Below are 16,775 nucleotides of genomic sequence, written 5' to 3' on the forward strand. Positions count from 1 at the left end.
ATTGACAAAAGAAAAACAATAAGCTAGTATCTTAATTGTAAATAGGTAAAAACATTTCTACGTATTTACACATCTACAGAAGAGATTATGAACAAACATCGTACTGACTGAAATGATGTTGACTCAATCACGAAATTCTTCACAGTGTTGGATTTTTTCAACAGAACCATTGACAAACGGAAAATAATAAGTTAATATCCTGTTTGTAAATAGATAAAAACATTTCTACGTATTTACACATCTACGGAGGAGATCATGAACAAACATCGTATGGACTTAAATGATGCTGACTCCATCACGAAATTTTTTACTGCTTTAGGGGATCCTATTCGTATACAAATTACACAGATTCTAGGGATTCAAGGGAAAATGAATGTGGGAGATATTGCGAATCATTTCGATGTTAGTAGACCTTCGATTTCTCGCCATCTTAAAGTCTTAAAAGATTCAAATATTGTCGATAGTAAAAAAGTAGGACAAGAGGTTTTTTACTGGTTATCTCGGGATATGGTAGCAGCAAATTTCCGTTTACTTGCCGAAGCATTAAGTGAGATGAAATGTGATGAATAAGATTAAAGGAGAATATAAAATGAAATCAGCTTTCTTAAATAAAGATAAACAATTAGTGGTGGATTTTAGATCCAAGCCAAAACCTAAATCACACGAATTATTAATAAAAGTACATGCAACAAGTGTGAACCCATCAGATTGGAAACAGATGAAAAATTTTGCTAAACTGGGACTTTCCTACCATGCTGGTGCTGATTTTAGTGGTGTAGTGGAAGAAGTAGGAGAGAAAGTTACGCGCTTTAAAAAAGGTGATGCTGTATTTGCTCATAAAGGGCCAGGTGGAGGTGCAGCAAGTGAATATCTTACAGTACATGAGAATCATGTTTTAAGTGTTCCAGATAACGTTTCGCTGGATCACGCTGCTGGTGTACCGACTGCTGCAATCACTGCTTGGCATGGTTTGATCACGTATGGGAATTTAAAGCCTGGACATAAGGTGCTCATTATTGGAGCATCGGGCGGAGTAGGGTCTTATGCGATTCAAATTGCTAAAGCATTTGATGCGGAAGTGACGGGAGTGAGTTCAGGCGAAAGCATTGAAATGGTCAAACAATTAGGTGCCGATCATGTGATAGACTATAAAAAAAATAATGTAGTAAAAGAAGAACGTTTGTTTGGAGAATTTGACTTAATTCTAGATATGGTCTCGATCGGGCATTATAAAGAATACTTTCCGCTACTTGCACCTAAAGGACAGTATGTTACGTCAGTGACAACAAAACAAAACTTTATGGGAAAATTAAAAGGCTTGTTTTCTTTCGGAAGAAAAAAGGCAAATGTTATTTTTGTCCCAACAAGAGGATTAGAACAACTTAAAGAGATTCGAAAATTGATGGAAAAAGGACAGATTGTCACACCTGTCCATGACACGTTTACACTAGACGATATTAACCAAGCCTATGATTTGAGTAAAAGTGGGGGAGTAAACGGAAAAATAATCATTCAGATGGTTTCATGAATGTTTTATTTGAAAGGCTATCCCCAAAAATTAAAGGTCTGAATCCGGTTCAATACCGAATTCAGACCTTACCTATTGGCTAGATCGCTTGAAACTGACCTGGCTTTAATGGCTTGGATTTATTCTGGCAATATAGATACTGGAGCGCAAACGATCTCTGTTTGAGTGTACATTTGTAAAGACGGGAAAAAAGTGATTTCCAATTGTAATCATACTCTCGTAGTCTCCCACGAAAAAACCTCTAGATGCAAATGGGGCTGTCAAGATATTAAATGGTTTATTTAGGGCTATTCCATTATGTGAAAAACTTCGACCTCTGTCATTTGACACTTTAAATAATGGTTGAACGGGTAAAGCGTTATTGGGTCTACTATTGGTGCATTGATAATAAGAAACACCAACACGACCTGCTTGGTTTACGGCTACAGTAGGAATAAATGCAGGATTACCGGTTGTCTCATTGACACGCACAGGATTTCGCCATTTCTGTCCCCCATCAATCGATGAAGACAAAGCGATTTCAGCGATTCTTCCCTGTGAAAACCTAGCGTCTTCCCAACTCACGTAAAGCGTGCCTGTGTTGTTATCCATTGTAACTGAAAAAATAGCAGTACTACTTGTTCTCAAAGGAATAGAAAGAAAGTTAAAAGCACCTTCTATATCCGTAGCAGGAGGCACGATTTGCGTAACGATACGCGCTTTCGACCATGTTTCTCCGCTGTCATTAGAGGTTTGAATAAGGATCTGATTCATTGTTCTATTATTTTTCGTGATTGCTAAAGTGAAGAAATGGTGCAATAATCCTTTTTTAGGTGCCGCAACAATGACACTGCTAGCTACTTCATCTCCGCGTTTTGGAGCAAATATCACCTTTGTTTGCCACGATTTTCCACGATTCTTTGTCTTAGCAAACCAAATGCGAGTTTGAAAACGATTGGGACTGGTAAAAGAAGTGAAACGTGTCCAAACCACATAAGCTTTCTTTGGGTTATTTGGATCAACTGTGATAGAATCTTTATCATTTAGTACGGTAGGGCCCACATCTTTTCGAATGATGCGTGGATTGGACCATGACTTCCCTCTATTTGTGGAGATCACTGTGGCAATAGCAGTATCAAAGCTGCTCTGGCTGAAAGCAAGTGCTGAAACGTAAGCAGTACCATCTGATCCAAATGAAATCCATGGATCAGATGCCCGTTCATAAGTTAAACCACCTGGAACACATTGATTAAAAGGAAGTGATGTAATCCGCCATGTACGTCCACCATCAAGAGAAACACCTGCATCAATACTACTTGCTGCACCGTTGGAATATCGATCTTGTTGATATACGCAAATAATATTTTCTTTCCCACGATTTTTCACAGTAGTGGGATTGACAGCTGCGAAAGGTTCTACTGCAGCATTCACATATCGTACTCCTGTTCCGGGGGTGGGACAGTTCGGGACGAGGCTTTTATTGGAAATGCGTTTTAAAAATGCTAAAGGTTGCATCTTTCGGACTGATCTTCCCAATTTCTATATTCACCTCCCAAAATGTAATATATTTTATGTAAAGGAATCAAGTTTGCACCGACATGAAAAAAATTGTGTATTTATCTGTGGATTTAGCTATATATAGGTGTACGCATCAAACTTACTTACGCCGTTTTATAGATAAATTCAATTCAACTTTGCTATTCGTTTACTGAACTAGACTAAAACTGATAATTTAAATAATTACGCTTAAAAGTTTAAAAATTAGATGATGGGGTTGTGTAATGGCACTAGGTATAAGCCATGTACCTTGAAAAGAACCCTCGTTTCTTTACTTTAGGATTGTTGCAATTCATGATACCATTTATTTCACTCTACCGAAATTTCCAAGAAGGATGAATACAATAATCCTACCCAGTACCCTGAGTTTTTTGGTATATTTTTCTTGTTGATTTTTTGTGATTTTATAAGTAGTATTTTTATCGGTGAATATTTTAATATTTTACTTTTTTGAGAGGAGTTTTTTTATGAAGAAAATTAGCTTATTATCTGTTGTCTTGGTATTTGCGTTATTATTTACATCTTCACCTTCTTATGCTCGAGTGCTTAATGATTTGATTTTGACTATTGATGAAGAGCAAGGTCCACTTAGAACTGCCCAAGGAAAAGACGGGCGTAAAATTACGTATCCTTATGGGTGGGATGTACAAGCAGGTTCAGATGGACGTATGGTTACCTATCCTGATGGTTGGAGAACAGCAAAAGGAAAAGATGGACGTTTGATTGCCTATCCTTATGGGTGGAACGTACAAGCAGGTTCAGATGGACGTATGGTAGCCTATCCTGATGGTTGGAGAACAGCAAAAGGAAAAGATGGGCGTTTGATTGCCTATCCTTATGGGTGGAACGTACAAGCAGGTTCAGATGGACGTATGGTAGCCTATCCTGATGGTTGGAGAACAACACAAGGAAAAGATGGGCGTTTGATTGCCTATCCATATGGGTGGAACGTACAAGCAGGCTTAGATGGACGTATGGTAGCCTATCCTGATGGTTGGAGAACTGCACAAGGGAAAGATGGGCGCAAAATTACGTATCCTTATGGGTGGAATGTACAAGCAGGTTCAGATGGACGTATGGTTGCGTATCCTGATGATTGGAGAACAACACAAGGAAAAGATGGACGTTTGATTGCTTATGCTCATGATAATGCATCATTTCTATTTTCAAGTATTAATGAGATATATTGGTTAAACGCCGTGAACGACGGAGCATCTCTTACTGCTTCTGATTTTGAAAATTACTTATTATTTAAGTATTTGATAGGTGTTGATGGTTAAACATCATTGAATTTATCTAAGAAAAAAGGACGCCACTGTGCGTCCTAATCCCCAATCATTATGCCTCCATCGCTTAATAGTCAGATCCCTTGGCCAAGGCCACTCTATCTCTTCTAGATGGAAAATGATTAGTTTCTTCTTTTAATCTAAACACCTATCATTTTTTCTGCTTTTCTCCGACTTATCTTCCATTTGTCCACACCACTTTATATCTTTCAAGAGCACCACATTGCCTCTGTTATTATTTTTTTACTCGTACGTTTTTTGGTGATAGCCTTATTTTTGCCGTCATCATTAGTGTTGTTTGATTCTTTATTTTCGGTGTTTTCAGTACTTATTTCTTCACTAACGTGATTCATTCTATTATGATAATAAAGCTAATGATTAAAAGAACGATGTAAAGGTAAAGGTCTCCTAAATGAGGGTTATCGGGCTGCTAATTAGAGCAATTCGTCTAGGGGGTGATCCCAAGGGTGAATGGGTTTAAACCGACTTCTACAGTTGAGATGACCTGATTGGTCTTGATTTCAATCACGGAAACCGTATTTCCACCTGAGCCGATGTTAAGTTGACTATTTGCTACATAAACATAGCGGTCATCGGCCGTGGCTCCAAGTGCTACTGGATTTGAACCAACTTCTACAGTTGAAATGACCTGATTGGTCCTAGTGTCAATTACAGAAACCGTATTTCCATCTCTATTTGCAACATAAACATAACGATCATCAGTCGTGACGCCAAGCGCGACTGGAAATGAACCGACTCTTACTGTTGAAATGACCCGATTCGTTCTCGTCTCAATTACGGAAACCGTATTTCTACCTGGATTCCCCACATAAACATACTGTCCGTCTGCTGTAATTTCAAGAGGAAGTGGAGCACCATCCACTGAAACAGTGGCTATAACTTTTTTTGTTTTTATATCAATGACTGTGACATTTTGGTCTCCATTATTACAAACATACGCATACCGTCCATCTGGTGTGATTCTAATGTTAGATGTAGTATCTCCAACAGGTATTGTCGAAATCACTTGGTGTCTTTTCGTTTCAATTACGGTTAATGTAGCAGCACGAGTATTTACCACATAAACAAATTGATCGTCTGGTGTGACGGCCATAAATAGGGGGTTATCATTTACTTGAATCGTTGCAATTAAACGATAATCTTTGGTGTCGATGACAGTTACGGTATTACTTCCATTATTTGCCACATATACCCTTTGGCCGTCATTGGTGATTGCTAAAGGGGTAGTGGGAAGGCCGGGTAAATCTACTGACCCAATTTGTATGGTCGCCAACACCCGATGGTCCTTTGTGTCAATAGTAGTTATATGACCAGGCAATCCTGTACTTAAAACATAAGCATATTGTCCGTTTGGTGAAAGGATAGTCGCGATTGGAAAGTCTCCAACCCTGATGTTTGAAATGAGTCGATTTACCTTTGAATCAATGACTGATGCGTTATTTCCTCCAAAATTCGCAACATAAACCAATGACATAGATCAACTTCCTTTCGATACCCGTGTTTTCATCATTTTATGCCGATTAAGTATCGTACTATGAATGATCCTAAATTTCTTCTTCTGTTTTTCGATCATAGATAGGACAATGCTTAAAATTACTTGTTACTTCCCATCTGCTTCTAACATAAACAGCATATGTATCAAATACGATTACCTGCTTGTACTGAGTTTTGAATGACTTTAAAGGTGAATTTTACTACAAATAAATATAATGGTTGTGCTAGTTGGATTTAAAGTTTGCTATTTATAAGCGTTGACATATCAAATTCAACTAGCACAATGGATATTTTTATTTATGAGCGATTCAAGGTTTAGAGATCTCTTCATCACTTTTTTCCTTCGACTCAAGCTGATCAGAATTAAAAAACAACAACGCCATTACTTTTTAATTTCGATCGCCATTTAGAACGTTCTGGACCTGTAGAACGTTCTGGACCTATTACAATACCATCGGTTCCCTCGATAGGTTCAAGTGCTTCAGCAATTAAGTCGGGATTTATACCATATGCTTGTTTATACACTTCAGGAGGGGTTCTCGCTAATGTAACCGAACCTTCAGCTGACTCAAATTGGTCATTATTAAAAAATAACAATAACTGGGTATTATTTTTCTTCGCTGAAATCCAATGCCACCATCCCATAGGAATAAAAACGGTTTTACCAGGTTTGTCTAATATATATTTTACTAATTGAGGGGTCTGGGGATCTAGAATGGAAACAACAGCTTCCCCAGAAATAAGATAATCTACCTCCCATGCATTAGGATGCCAGTGAGGTTCACGAATAAACCCCTTTGAAAGCCTTAAATCCACAACGGCACCACCAATCATTGCAGGTTGCTGTGTCGATGTTAAAGAAAAAGCTACATTATGATCATTTCTCCTAAATAATACATTTTTAGTTATATCAAAAGAAAGATTAGGAGTGCCACTTCCTGTTATATTCCGATTATCTGTAACATATCCAGATGTGGGATTTGTCATAAATTCAACTCCTTTTAAATTCTCATTCTCACTAAAGATAGGCTATTCACCCATAAATAAAATGTTCCTCATCCTATAAAGTGTGGAGTTATACGTCGAATCAGTTATTGTATGCATCCTCGTTAAGCCTCTTCTCAGATCCGCTATCCCATCAATTATGTTTGATCTGATGTATTTACTTTTGTAGAGTAATGACATACATGAGTGAATTATTTTTTGAATAGAATGAATCATGATTTGAAAATAAGCTACCTTTGTTAAAATATTGGAGAATCGGGTGAATACTTTACTACACCTGATTTAAAACCCTTTCATAAGATAAACGGGACTGGAAAATATTTTGTTATTGCTTCCGAAATTTGGAGAAATAAGGGGGATAACTTTGACAAAAAAGTGGCTCGGTATTGATATGGGAGGGACATTTACAAAATTGGGAATTGTAGATGGCACAGGGAAGGTTTATGGAAAGAGTAAGTTTGAAACGAAAGGGAAGCAAGGAATAGATGACTATGTAGAGCGTCTCACATACTACAGTAAAGAACTTGTTAATCAATTAGATATGGAATGGAAAGCACTAGATGGAGTTGGACTTGGCTTGCCTGGCTTTATTGATCGAAAAAAAGGGTGGATACGACATCTCCCCAGTCTAGGATGGAGAAACATCAAAATAAAAGAAAAATTAGAGCAATCGCTGCAGCTTCCCATTGATATAGATAATGACGCGAATGTAGCCACACTAGGGGAATGTTGGTGTGGTGCGGGAAAAAATCAAACTGATGTAATTTGCATCACGATTGGAACGGGAATTGGGGTAGGTATTATTGCCAACGGACAACTGATCAGAGGGCAAAGTGGTTTAGCAGGTGAAGCAGGACATATTGTAATCGAACCAGATGGAGAACCATGTAGCTGTGGTCAGCGGGGCTGTATGGGCAAAATCGCCTCAGCAACAGCTATGGTCAAAGAAGCCAACAGACAGCTTCAAGCAGGAAAGGAGACGAGCTTAAAAAAATGCTCAACGATAACTACACTTGACATTTTTGAAGCAGCTAAAACTCAGGATCAAGTAGCTACTCAGGTCATTGAGCGTGCCTTAACAGCCTTAACAACAGTCATGTCTTATTTGACGGTTACGTTAAATCCTGGCCTGTTCATAATCGGAGGAGGCGTATCTCATGCCGGGGATCATCTTTTGAATCCATTAAAAACGAAATATTTAGATATAACACAAGAAATGATGAAAAAAGATGTCAATATTAAACTGGCTACATTGGGAAATGACGCAGGTTTTATTGGTGCAGCAAGTCTCTTAAAGGAGTAGTTATGCGAGGGGGTTCAAAAAACACTCTATATTGATCTTTGAGATGAGCTCAGCCCTCCACTTTTATGAGTGGGGGGCTGAACTCAGGTAGAGACGCTACTCCACAAAATTTAAAAATCATGTTTGGTTACGGTTAGCTGTATAATCATTCCAAACGGATCTCTTATAATCCCATAGCCAGGACTAAATACATTCTTTTCAAAAGGCGTTAGGATATGAACTTGATTATGTTTAATTAGAGCATGATAGATTGTTTCTATGCGTGAGAAATCTTTCGATTGAATACATAAAGATGAGCTATTACTTAATTGCCAAGGACGAGTTAGATCCATTTCCTCTTCAGCTATCATGATTTTGTTCGCACCAATTTGTAAAACAGAATGTGCAATATAATCGTCCTGTCCTTCTTCATAGTTAAATTGTGGATCCATGTCTTTCATTTCTTTATAGCTTTTTTTAAATAAAATCTTTGCCCCTAAATATTGCTCATAAAATGAGATGGCCTCAACCCCGTGCCCGTTTAATGATAAAAAAGGAATAACTTCAAAACTCATTTTATTGCCTCCTTCGTTGATATCTTTTACACTTATCAGTATACACAGATAAGGTGACAATCATTGTCACCTATAAGGAGCGTAATATGAAAAAAAGTGAGCGCATAAATCAAATGCTACGCTTTATTAATCAAAAGCAGATGTTCACATTGAAAAATTTAATGGATGAATTTCAAATTTCTAAAAGAACAGCGTTGCGTGATATCGCTTCATTAGAAGAACTCGGGGTTCCACTTTTTGTAGAATATGGGCGGTATGGAGGCTATCGTTTGGTGAAATCAATGACATTACCACCGATTTCTTTTACGAGTCAAGAGGTCTTTGCACTGTACTTTGCAATGCAAGCACTACAAAGTTTTGTAAGTAGCCCTTTTCAAATATCATTTCATTCAATTCATGAGAAGTTTTTAGAGTGGGCCTCACCAAAACAACGCGAAAAAATCGAAAACTTACAAAATAGAGTAGCTTTTTATCATGCTGAACAAACCAATGAATGTATTTATCTAGAAGAATTGTTGTTAGCAGCAGTACAGAGTAAGAGTTTGAAAATTCACTATCATACACCAAAACAAATGAAAGTTCGTTGTATAAAACCTATTTCCATTTATGCGATGAAAGGCAATTGGTATTGCCAAGCTTATGATTTAGATAAGAATGCCTATCGGGTTTTTCGGTGTGATCGCATTACGTCTTTAGAAGTAGTTGACCAAGAATATACTATAGATTTATCCAATGTAAATATACATAATGCGCATAGTCTTTGGAAGCCAACTGAGCAAGCGATTCGTTTTAAGTGTTCGATCACGGATACAGGTCTAGAAAAATTTAAGCAACAACAATTTCCTTCCATGAAAGTGATAAAAGAAGATGGGAATATGTATTTAACAGGAACTTATATTCCTACTGAATTAGACTTTATTATTTCTTACTTGGCCAGCTTCGGTAAATCCATCGCTATAATAGATCCACCTCTATTAAAAGAACAATTAAGAGAATACTATTTAGATTTAATTAATCATTTGTAGTGAGTTTGTATAAGTGTAAGTGTGTTGGGAGGGTATGATGGCCTTTAGTAAACGTGATAGGAAACATCTCCAACCGCGCACACTGTGCACAGTTGGAGATGAGGTCACTGGCTGATTTACGAGTTGTCAACACTTGCCACCAATGTGTAGTATCCACCCTCTGCTCTTTCAATTAGATGAGTAACTTTATTTAGATGTTCTGAGAAGTCAGTTTTTTCTAGCCAGCTTTTATGAAAATCAATATGCTCAAAAGTTGTTATCATAATGGCTTTGTTACCCTCTACTGAACGATGCCAACGACTACTCATCCAACCTGGAACACCATTATCCTTAAAGTTAAGTAATTCTTCAGCTTGAATATTGACCAACTCGTCTAGCTTACCTGGTTTCGCAGTAAAAACATTAATCCACATGACTGAATGATTCGTTTCCATTTAAGTAACCACCTTAACTTTTTATTTTATCAGCTAATATCCACGAATGTAACATAATGGATAGGCGTTTCACCAAAATTTTTCTGAAGTCAATTCCTTTATGGATTTTCATTAGCTACCGCTCAAGTTGGTAAATAGTTTGAATTCAGCTTATTTTTTCTGCATGCCTGAGATATTGAGGTGGAATCAGCAACTGACGACATAAAGGAATAACAGTGTCATCACTGTGCTTTCTTTTAGATGTAGCGACTGGTAGCGGTATGCCTAGGGGGGTACGATTTAGCCAAAATCCTCAATGACTTGAACAGACAACACTAAAGCTTTAATTCTTCGATTTAAAAGCGTTCTTTGAGGACTACCTTCATTTAACTTAACATAACTGCTTTCAATGGATGGAAATAAACTCGTAAGTATGTTGTGAGCTTCTGTTAAATCGTCCTTGGTGTAGTGATGAGATTTTTGATTCCAAACTTGCTGATATAATGAGCTTTGATTCGCTTCCATACTAAGGTCGTATTTGCTCCTTTCTGGGTCATGGTAGCCAAGGTTTTTTCAAGTTTTCTGATTGTTGACTGGAAAGACTTTATTGATTCTAATTTATCCAATTTTGATACATTTTCCATGTTAATTATATTCTTTTTATAAGGATTCATCACTAATCACCTCTTTCTTGGATAAGTGTCATTATTAAAACACCATCCTTTCGTGCTGTATATTGAAAAGTATAGTACTTTTGATCTTTGGCTATATCCTATTTTTCCAAACTTTATAGCCGTGTGGTTGTACCCCTAAAGAGGAATATTCCTCTTTAGTTATATTTGAATTATGAAAACAACTTTGAATGCTCTTGCTGAGCCCAACCGATTACTGATTGTTGAACTCTTACGTGACGGTCCACTCACGGTAGGGGAGATTGCCGATCGACTTGGGTTGAAACAGCCACAAGCTTCCAAACATCTTGGTGTACTTCGTAATGCAGGTCTCGTCGAGATGACTAAAATCGCCAATCGACGGATCTACAATCTGAAGGCTGAGCCATTCAAGGAGATTGATGCTTGGTTAGAATCCTATCGGCACATTATGAATGAGAGATTTGAACGCTTGGACGATTACTTGGAAGACCTACAAAGAAAGAATGTAAACGATGATGACAAATAGTTTTTCAGGCAAAAATTATTCCAATCAAAATTGGAGGAATATGAATGTTCAATAATACTATGATTCATTGCTAAAATGGAGCCTGAATTAATTCTCTGAATACCCTATTACGAAACATGTTAGTGAGACTGAAAAGAAGTATGCTTTTATTGAAGCTATTTGATTGTAGATCAAAAGAATATAACTGAAAATATGCACTTTTGTATAACGAGTACAATCGTGCTTATTTTCTTATTCCACTTTTTCGGGGTGATATTCCATTTGCATAAACTAACCCTTCTTTAGTCTGGGCATTGCACAATTGTTTCATGATCAATTCAAATTGATGTAAGGAGATAGCGTAATGATGTTCAAAATATCTTGCGTACTCGTAGGATCTCCATAATGACCGGGTGTTTGACATAATGAGAGGAATATGAATGCAAAAAACACCATTCATTTTTTCAAAATAAAAGTATAGGTATATGTAAAGTCATAATGGAAATACGAGTCATCCTAGTAAATTTTCTATAATGAATGGTGGGGTTCGTTTTTTATGGCTTTGTATTAATGATAATAGTGTGTTAGAATAAAAATGTGATTATTTAAATTTTTTAATAAGTGGCTATTAGAATTAATAAGCTCATTTTAGGAGGAGTTAAATTGAAGATAAAACTGGTTATGAAATTCATTTCACTTTTATTGGTATTTGGTTTGCTTATACCTGTTCCCACACAAGTTCATGCAGACATCGAGGAATGGAGTAGAACATCCGACTCAACTTATATTTGGGAGACTGTTTCACCAGGTGATAGCTTTATCTCATCGTTCTCGTCTGACCTTATCTTTCAATCCAATGTAGACATGGTTATTTATGATTATGATACCGAAGCAGTATTGGATTATGAGCCTGAAATGCTACAAGTGGAATTTATAAACAACACGAATGATGGTATATTACCAACTTATATGAACTTTTCTGATGCATTAGCTCTAGGCTATCCAGTAGAGTGGGCTCTTTCACCGTTATTCTCAAAAGCAATAAAATTTGTAGATACAGATAATCTGTCTTCAACAGGGGAAGTTCGAGTAAGAATTACAAATACAGGGTCCAAAACAATTGGTGTAGAAGGGTACTTGTATGGACTTCTATCTCCGTAAAATTTGCCTGATAGCGTGTCCTCATTTTGTGTTAGACTTTCCGTTCCTAACATTTATAAAAAAGCCTAATTTTCAGTAATGTAAGTGAGAAATTAGGCTTTTTTACTGCCATCCTAATAAGCCCTAGAAAATACTTTTAAAAAGGGAAATAAAAGATAATTGTACGCCATTGCGCGTGAACTCAGCTGTTTCATTTACTGCAACGAAATTTTTTTCGGAAATGGGATTCTTCAATGAAGGATAAACACACTTATTTTTAAGATAAGTATGATCAACTAGTTTGTAATGCAAACAATCATATAGCCTCTGAAATAACAGAAGCTATATGATTTCACGATAAATGGAATTAACTAAGTGAAACGGTGACATTCCTCCAAATGAAAAGCTTTCTGCAAACCAATTTCGGCGAAATAGCTTAGACGTAACTTGATGAGCAGAGTAACCTTTTTTTTGTAATTGACGTACGTCATTCACCAGTCGATTTAGGAAGTCTAATTTTTTGGAGAGCGCTGTTTTCCCATTTGAAATAATACCTGCATGACCACAGAACAAAGTAGTAATCGGTAAATTTAGTAAGGATTCGATGGATTGAATCATATCCATGACGTATTCACCACGGAAACCTGTTTTTAAATGGGTTCCAATATAAAGATCTCCGGCAAATAGCCAGCCATTTTGTTCTTCAAATAATACATGGTGGTCACTACAATGGCCAGGAGTAGGAATCATTTGAAAACAATACTTTTCTGTGCATATTTCTTTTTGAATGATTTGAGCTTCTGGCCATTGTGGATTTCCCCAAACCATTCTCCGATAGAACGGAATATCCTTAATTGAAGAGATCGTTTGATTAGTTGCTTCAGACATGTAAACCGGAATTTGATATTGATCTTGAAACCGCTTTGCATTACCTAAATGATCTTCATGATGATGGGTAATGAAGATTTTTTGTGGAGAATGATTTTGAACAAAAGGTTCAACAATATGTGGAGCTCGGGGAGGACCTGTATCGATCAAAAGCCCGTCAACATGATAAACACAAAAGGCAAATGTACTTCCTACAGCTTGAAACTGACAACGCAACGTATTAACTTCTCGGTCAACATCTTTGATGGAAGTAGTGTAAGTAGTCATAGACAGCCTCGCTTTATACAATAATGAATAACTATTCATTATTGTATCACGTTAGGGACTTCATCACAATTGAATGGAACGTATTCCAGTCAGCATACAAATCCATTTGGATAGAGAATAATTAATCTGATATACAGATAATATGCTTTTTTTTATTTTATTATATAGAATAACATATGCTATTTTTTCATCAGAAATTTGAATAAATAACAGGCGAATAGCGAAGATGTGCATTTTAAACACCTCCACTGTCGTTCTATTAATATACTATGCAGCTTCTTTGTTATTGCTTGTTTTAGAATCTAATAGAGGGATTTTTCATCCAAAATCTGAATACATATATCGCTTTAATGAAGTTCAGACTAATCGTATCTTAGAATCAAAGGGGCAAGATAACAAAATGGTAAATATGAGAAGCAAGGCTATTATAGGGTTAGTTGTGCTTTGTTTATTTGGAGGCACCATAGCTTGTACGAATGCAAAGAATGAAACAAAAAAGCAATTAGGTAATGAAGGTTCTTACTCAGGAAAACCTACACCAATATCATCTGAAGCATACCCAGCCACACAGGTCGTTCAAATCGGGGAACAATTTCTTGGTGTTCCCTATGAGATGGGAGCGGAATCTGGTAAGACGAGCACATTTGATTGTTCTTCTTTTGTACAATACGTTTATGATCAAGTTGGCGTTGACTTACCCCGATCTTCTAGTCAGCAATCCACTGTCGGTACTACAATTCCAAGAGCAGAGATCCAAAAAGGGGATTTGTTATTTTTTAAGCGTAGCGATACAGGGGATGCTGTAGGCCATGTAGGTATATACGCAGGTGATAATCAAGTCTTACATACATGGGGACCAGGAGGAGTACGATATGATTCCCTCAGTGAAAATTGGCTAAGTGAAGGATACATTACAGCCAAACGAGTGTTATGATTATTGAAAACTTGTTTGTAATACAAACTAAATGAAAAAGAATTTAGATCAGTAATTAAAAGAAGTAAGACCTTTGCACTTCTTATACAAGGGTCTTACTTCTTTTAGATTTATCTAGGACGGGGCCGATAGGGCGGTCGCGGTTCAGGTCGTGGTCCATAATAAGGAGGACGATACGGACGACGATAATAAAGTGGCGGTGGATAGGGTGGTCTTACTGGATAGATAATTGGATAAATAGGTCGATAATAGGGTGGCGGATAAGGTGGATAAGGCGGTGGTGGCGGATAGGGTGGCGGCGGATAAGGCGGATATTGATCAACTTCCGCTTCCTGATATTCATTCATTTGATTTTCAATATCTTCAGGATGATAATTTGTCATATCGTTAACCTCCATTTACCAGAATCTAAAAAAAGGGAAGAAGGGTCTATATGGGCCAAAGAAAAAAGGATAGGGTCTAAAAAAAGGATAAAATGGGGGACCGAAAAAAAATGAAGAATAGGCTCCATTTGTGTTATAAGCATACGGTATCGGATACTCTTGCGGATAATCATTTTGATGGTAGCTAGATGACCATTGATCATCATACATATGGTCTATTGAATAGTGTGTATCGTTTTGTTCCATTTAGCTCGCCTCCTCATTCGATTCTCTATACCATATGTTAGAACAGAAAAAATGGTCATTTATCATGCTAATTTGGGCTTGGATAATCATGGCTTAAAGCTTGTCTTATCCAAATTTTTAAGGTATTTTAATGAAAGAAATAGCAATTAGGCGTGTTGATCTACATGTTCCTTTTGTAAATCAACACGCTTATATAGCAATAGAGAAATGGGGAAATAATGTTGAAGAAAATATTTATAAAGGCAGAAATTCTAACAATGATTGATGAGCAGTTAATGATTTCAAATGGGGCTTTAGGAGTTGAAGGAAGTCAAATTATTTATGTAGGAGAAACACCGAACCAAGAAGTACTTGATCAATATGATGAAATCGTGGACTGTACAGGTAAAGCAATCTTACCCGGATTTATCAATACACATGGTCACGTGGCGATGTCGTTACTGCGTGGTTATGCTGATGATTTACCTTTACAGAGATGGCTGGAAGAGGAGATGTGGCCACTAGAAGCACGTTTTACAAACATACAGGTACAAGCAGGGACGTCTTTATCTGCTTTAGAGATGATTAAATCCGGAACGACAACATTTTTAGATATGTATGACCATATGGATACAGTTGCTCAGGTCACGACACAAGCAGGACTACGTGCAAGCTTATGTCGTGGTGTAATTGGTTTTGGAAGTGACGAACTCCGTAAGCATAAATTAAATGAAGCGGTATCATTTGCCACCGACTGGAGTGGAGCAGCTGAAGGACGCATCACAACGATGCTATCTCCCCATGCCCCCTACACATGTGAGCCTGATTTCATCCGTCAATTCGTAGAAAAAGCGCATCAGTTAGATTTACCATTACATACACATATGTCTGAAACAGTAAAAGAAGTAAAGCAAAATATGGATGACTACGGTCTAAGACCTGTAGAGCACTTACTGAATTTAGGCTTTTTTGAAAAGCGGGCACTGGTTGCACACGCCGTTCATTTAACTGATAGTGAGATTGATGTACTTTGGGAACATGATGTTAAAATCGCGCATAATCCGGTTAGTAACTTAAAGTTAGGTAGCGGAATTGCACGCATCCCAGACATGCTTAGAAAGGGAATACGCCCAAGTCTTGCAACAGACGGTGCGGCAAGCAATAACAATTTAGATTTGCTTGAAGAAATTCGTTTGACCGCTCTCATTCATAAGGGTTACGCACAAGACCCTGAAGTAGTGCCTGCTATCACAGCACTTAAGATGGGGACACAATATGGCAGTGAAGCCCTATTTCTTGATGATCAAGTCGGGACACTTGAGGTAGGTAAGCAAGCTGATTTTATTACGATGGATTTAACTGGACCGCACATGCAACCCCGTCATGATGTTATTTCTCATATTGTCTATGCAGCCTCCCGTAGTGATGTCCTTGATGTGTATGTCGATGGTAAAGCATTGATGCGTAATCGTGAATGCCTAACTTTAGATGAAGAACGTATATGCTTTGAGGCCACACAAGCCTTTAAGGCAATTGCAAAGTGAAAAAAACCAGCATTTAAATGCTGGTAAATATTAGCGGAAGGAATAGGCAGGAGTAAATGTGTCATACTAGC

The 16,775-nt window shown here is 37.4% G+C and carries 16 protein-coding genes and 1 pseudogene; 9 read left to right on the forward strand and 8 right to left on the reverse strand.

Features of this window, described 5'->3' with window-relative positions; translation table 11 throughout:
* The first annotated feature begins 255 nt into the window (after nucleotides 1-255).
* Nucleotides 256-570: an ArsR/SmtB family transcription factor gene (locus IC619_RS00240; protein WP_191138107.1), complete on the forward strand. Its 315-nt coding sequence runs from the start codon at nucleotides 256-258 to the stop codon at nucleotides 568-570.
* 19 nt (nucleotides 571-589) lie between these two features.
* Nucleotides 590-1,528 (forward strand): NAD(P)-dependent alcohol dehydrogenase, encoded by a 939-nt coding sequence (locus IC619_RS00245; RefSeq protein WP_191138108.1) that lies wholly within the window; start codon nucleotides 590-592, stop codon nucleotides 1,526-1,528.
* A 105-nt stretch (nucleotides 1,529-1,633) separates the two neighbouring features.
* On the opposite strand, the gene IC619_RS00250 is transcribed toward IC619_RS00245, so the two are convergent.
* A complete protein-coding gene (locus IC619_RS00250; RefSeq protein WP_191138109.1) occupies nucleotides 1,634-2,938 on the reverse strand; it encodes a sialidase family protein in 1,305 nt (434 codons plus the stop codon).
* Nucleotides 2,939-3,531: 593 nt separating this feature from the next.
* On the opposite strand from IC619_RS00250, the gene IC619_RS00255 reads away from it, so the two are divergent.
* Entirely contained in the window at nucleotides 3,532-4,344 is an 813-nt protein-coding gene (locus tag IC619_RS00255) for a hypothetical protein (RefSeq protein WP_191138110.1), read from the forward strand.
* Nucleotides 4,345-4,798: 454 nt separating this feature from the next.
* Here IC619_RS00255 and IC619_RS00260 read toward each other — a convergent pair whose 3' ends face one another.
* Together IC619_RS00260 and IC619_RS00265 are read right to left on the reverse strand one after the other, a co-directional pair.
* Complete coding sequence (locus IC619_RS00260; RefSeq protein WP_191138111.1) at nucleotides 4,799-5,845, reverse strand: cytochrome D1 domain-containing protein; 1,047 nt, start codon at nucleotides 5,843-5,845, stop codon at nucleotides 4,799-4,801.
* A gap of 383 nt (nucleotides 5,846-6,228) precedes the next feature.
* A complete protein-coding gene (locus IC619_RS00265) occupies nucleotides 6,229-6,852 on the reverse strand; it encodes a cupin domain-containing protein (RefSeq protein ID WP_191138112.1) in 624 nt (207 codons plus the stop codon).
* A gap of 382 nt (nucleotides 6,853-7,234) precedes the next feature.
* Here IC619_RS00265 and IC619_RS00270 point away from each other — a divergent pair, with 382 nt between their 5' ends.
* Nucleotides 7,235-8,173 carry an ROK family protein gene (locus tag IC619_RS00270; RefSeq protein ID WP_191138113.1) on the forward strand — a complete coding sequence of 313 codons (939 nt, stop codon included), beginning with the start codon at nucleotides 7,235-7,237 and terminating at the stop codon, nucleotides 8,171-8,173.
* A gap of 110 nt (nucleotides 8,174-8,283) precedes the next feature.
* On the opposite strand, the gene IC619_RS00275 is transcribed toward IC619_RS00270, so the two are convergent.
* Nucleotides 8,284-8,727 carry a VOC family protein gene (locus tag IC619_RS00275; RefSeq protein WP_191138114.1) on the reverse strand — a complete coding sequence of 148 codons (444 nt, stop codon included), beginning with the start codon at nucleotides 8,725-8,727 and terminating at the stop codon, nucleotides 8,284-8,286.
* Between the two features lie 86 nt (nucleotides 8,728-8,813).
* Between IC619_RS00275 and IC619_RS00280 the strand changes: the two genes are divergently transcribed.
* A complete protein-coding gene (locus IC619_RS00280; RefSeq protein WP_191138115.1) occupies nucleotides 8,814-9,752 on the forward strand; it encodes a helix-turn-helix transcriptional regulator in 939 nt (312 codons plus the stop codon).
* 116 nt (nucleotides 9,753-9,868) lie between these two features.
* Here the strand turns inward: IC619_RS00280 and IC619_RS00285 are convergent, their stop codons facing one another.
* Nucleotides 9,869-10,186, reverse strand: coding sequence for a hypothetical protein (locus IC619_RS00285; RefSeq protein ID WP_191138200.1), 318 nt, complete (start codon nucleotides 10,184-10,186; stop codon nucleotides 9,869-9,871).
* A gap of 279 nt (nucleotides 10,187-10,465) precedes the next feature.
* Nucleotides 10,466-10,809 (reverse strand): annotated as a pseudogene (locus IC619_RS00290) (hypothetical protein).
* Between the two features lie 202 nt (nucleotides 10,810-11,011).
* Here IC619_RS00290 and IC619_RS00295 point away from each other — a divergent pair.
* Nucleotides 11,012-11,344, forward strand: a complete 333-nt coding sequence (locus IC619_RS00295; RefSeq protein WP_191138116.1) for an ArsR/SmtB family transcription factor — start codon at nucleotides 11,012-11,014, stop codon at nucleotides 11,342-11,344.
* Between the two features lie 642 nt (nucleotides 11,345-11,986).
* On the forward strand, nucleotides 11,987-12,484 hold the full coding sequence (locus IC619_RS00300) for a hypothetical protein (protein WP_191138117.1): 498 nt from the start codon (nucleotides 11,987-11,989) through the stop codon (nucleotides 12,482-12,484).
* Nucleotides 12,485-12,805: 321 nt separating this feature from the next.
* On the opposite strand, the gene IC619_RS00305 is transcribed toward IC619_RS00300, so the two are convergent.
* Nucleotides 12,806-13,618, reverse strand: coding sequence for an MBL fold metallo-hydrolase (locus IC619_RS00305; RefSeq protein WP_191138118.1), 813 nt, complete (start codon nucleotides 13,616-13,618; stop codon nucleotides 12,806-12,808).
* A 226-nt stretch (nucleotides 13,619-13,844) separates the two neighbouring features.
* Here IC619_RS00305 and IC619_RS00310 point away from each other — a divergent pair, with 226 nt between their 5' ends.
* The gene (locus tag IC619_RS00310) at nucleotides 13,845-14,552 is read left to right on the forward strand and encodes a C40 family peptidase (RefSeq protein WP_191138119.1); all 708 of its coding nucleotides are present in this window, start codon (nucleotides 13,845-13,847) and stop codon (nucleotides 14,550-14,552) included.
* Between the two features lie 110 nt (nucleotides 14,553-14,662).
* Here IC619_RS00310 and IC619_RS00315 read toward each other — a convergent pair whose 3' ends face one another.
* Complete coding sequence (locus tag IC619_RS00315; protein ID WP_191138120.1) at nucleotides 14,663-14,935, reverse strand: hypothetical protein; 273 nt, start codon at nucleotides 14,933-14,935, stop codon at nucleotides 14,663-14,665.
* 464 nt (nucleotides 14,936-15,399) lie between these two features.
* On the opposite strand from IC619_RS00315, the gene IC619_RS00320 reads away from it, so the two are divergent.
* Complete coding sequence (locus IC619_RS00320) at nucleotides 15,400-16,704, forward strand: amidohydrolase (protein ID WP_191138121.1); 1,305 nt, start codon at nucleotides 15,400-15,402, stop codon at nucleotides 16,702-16,704.
* Nucleotides 16,705-16,775 lie beyond the last annotated feature (71 nt).

This window comes from Polycladospora coralii (genome assembly GCF_014773435.2).
Classification (GTDB): Bacteria; Bacillota; Bacilli; order Thermoactinomycetales; family Thermoactinomycetaceae; genus Polycladospora; species Polycladospora coralii.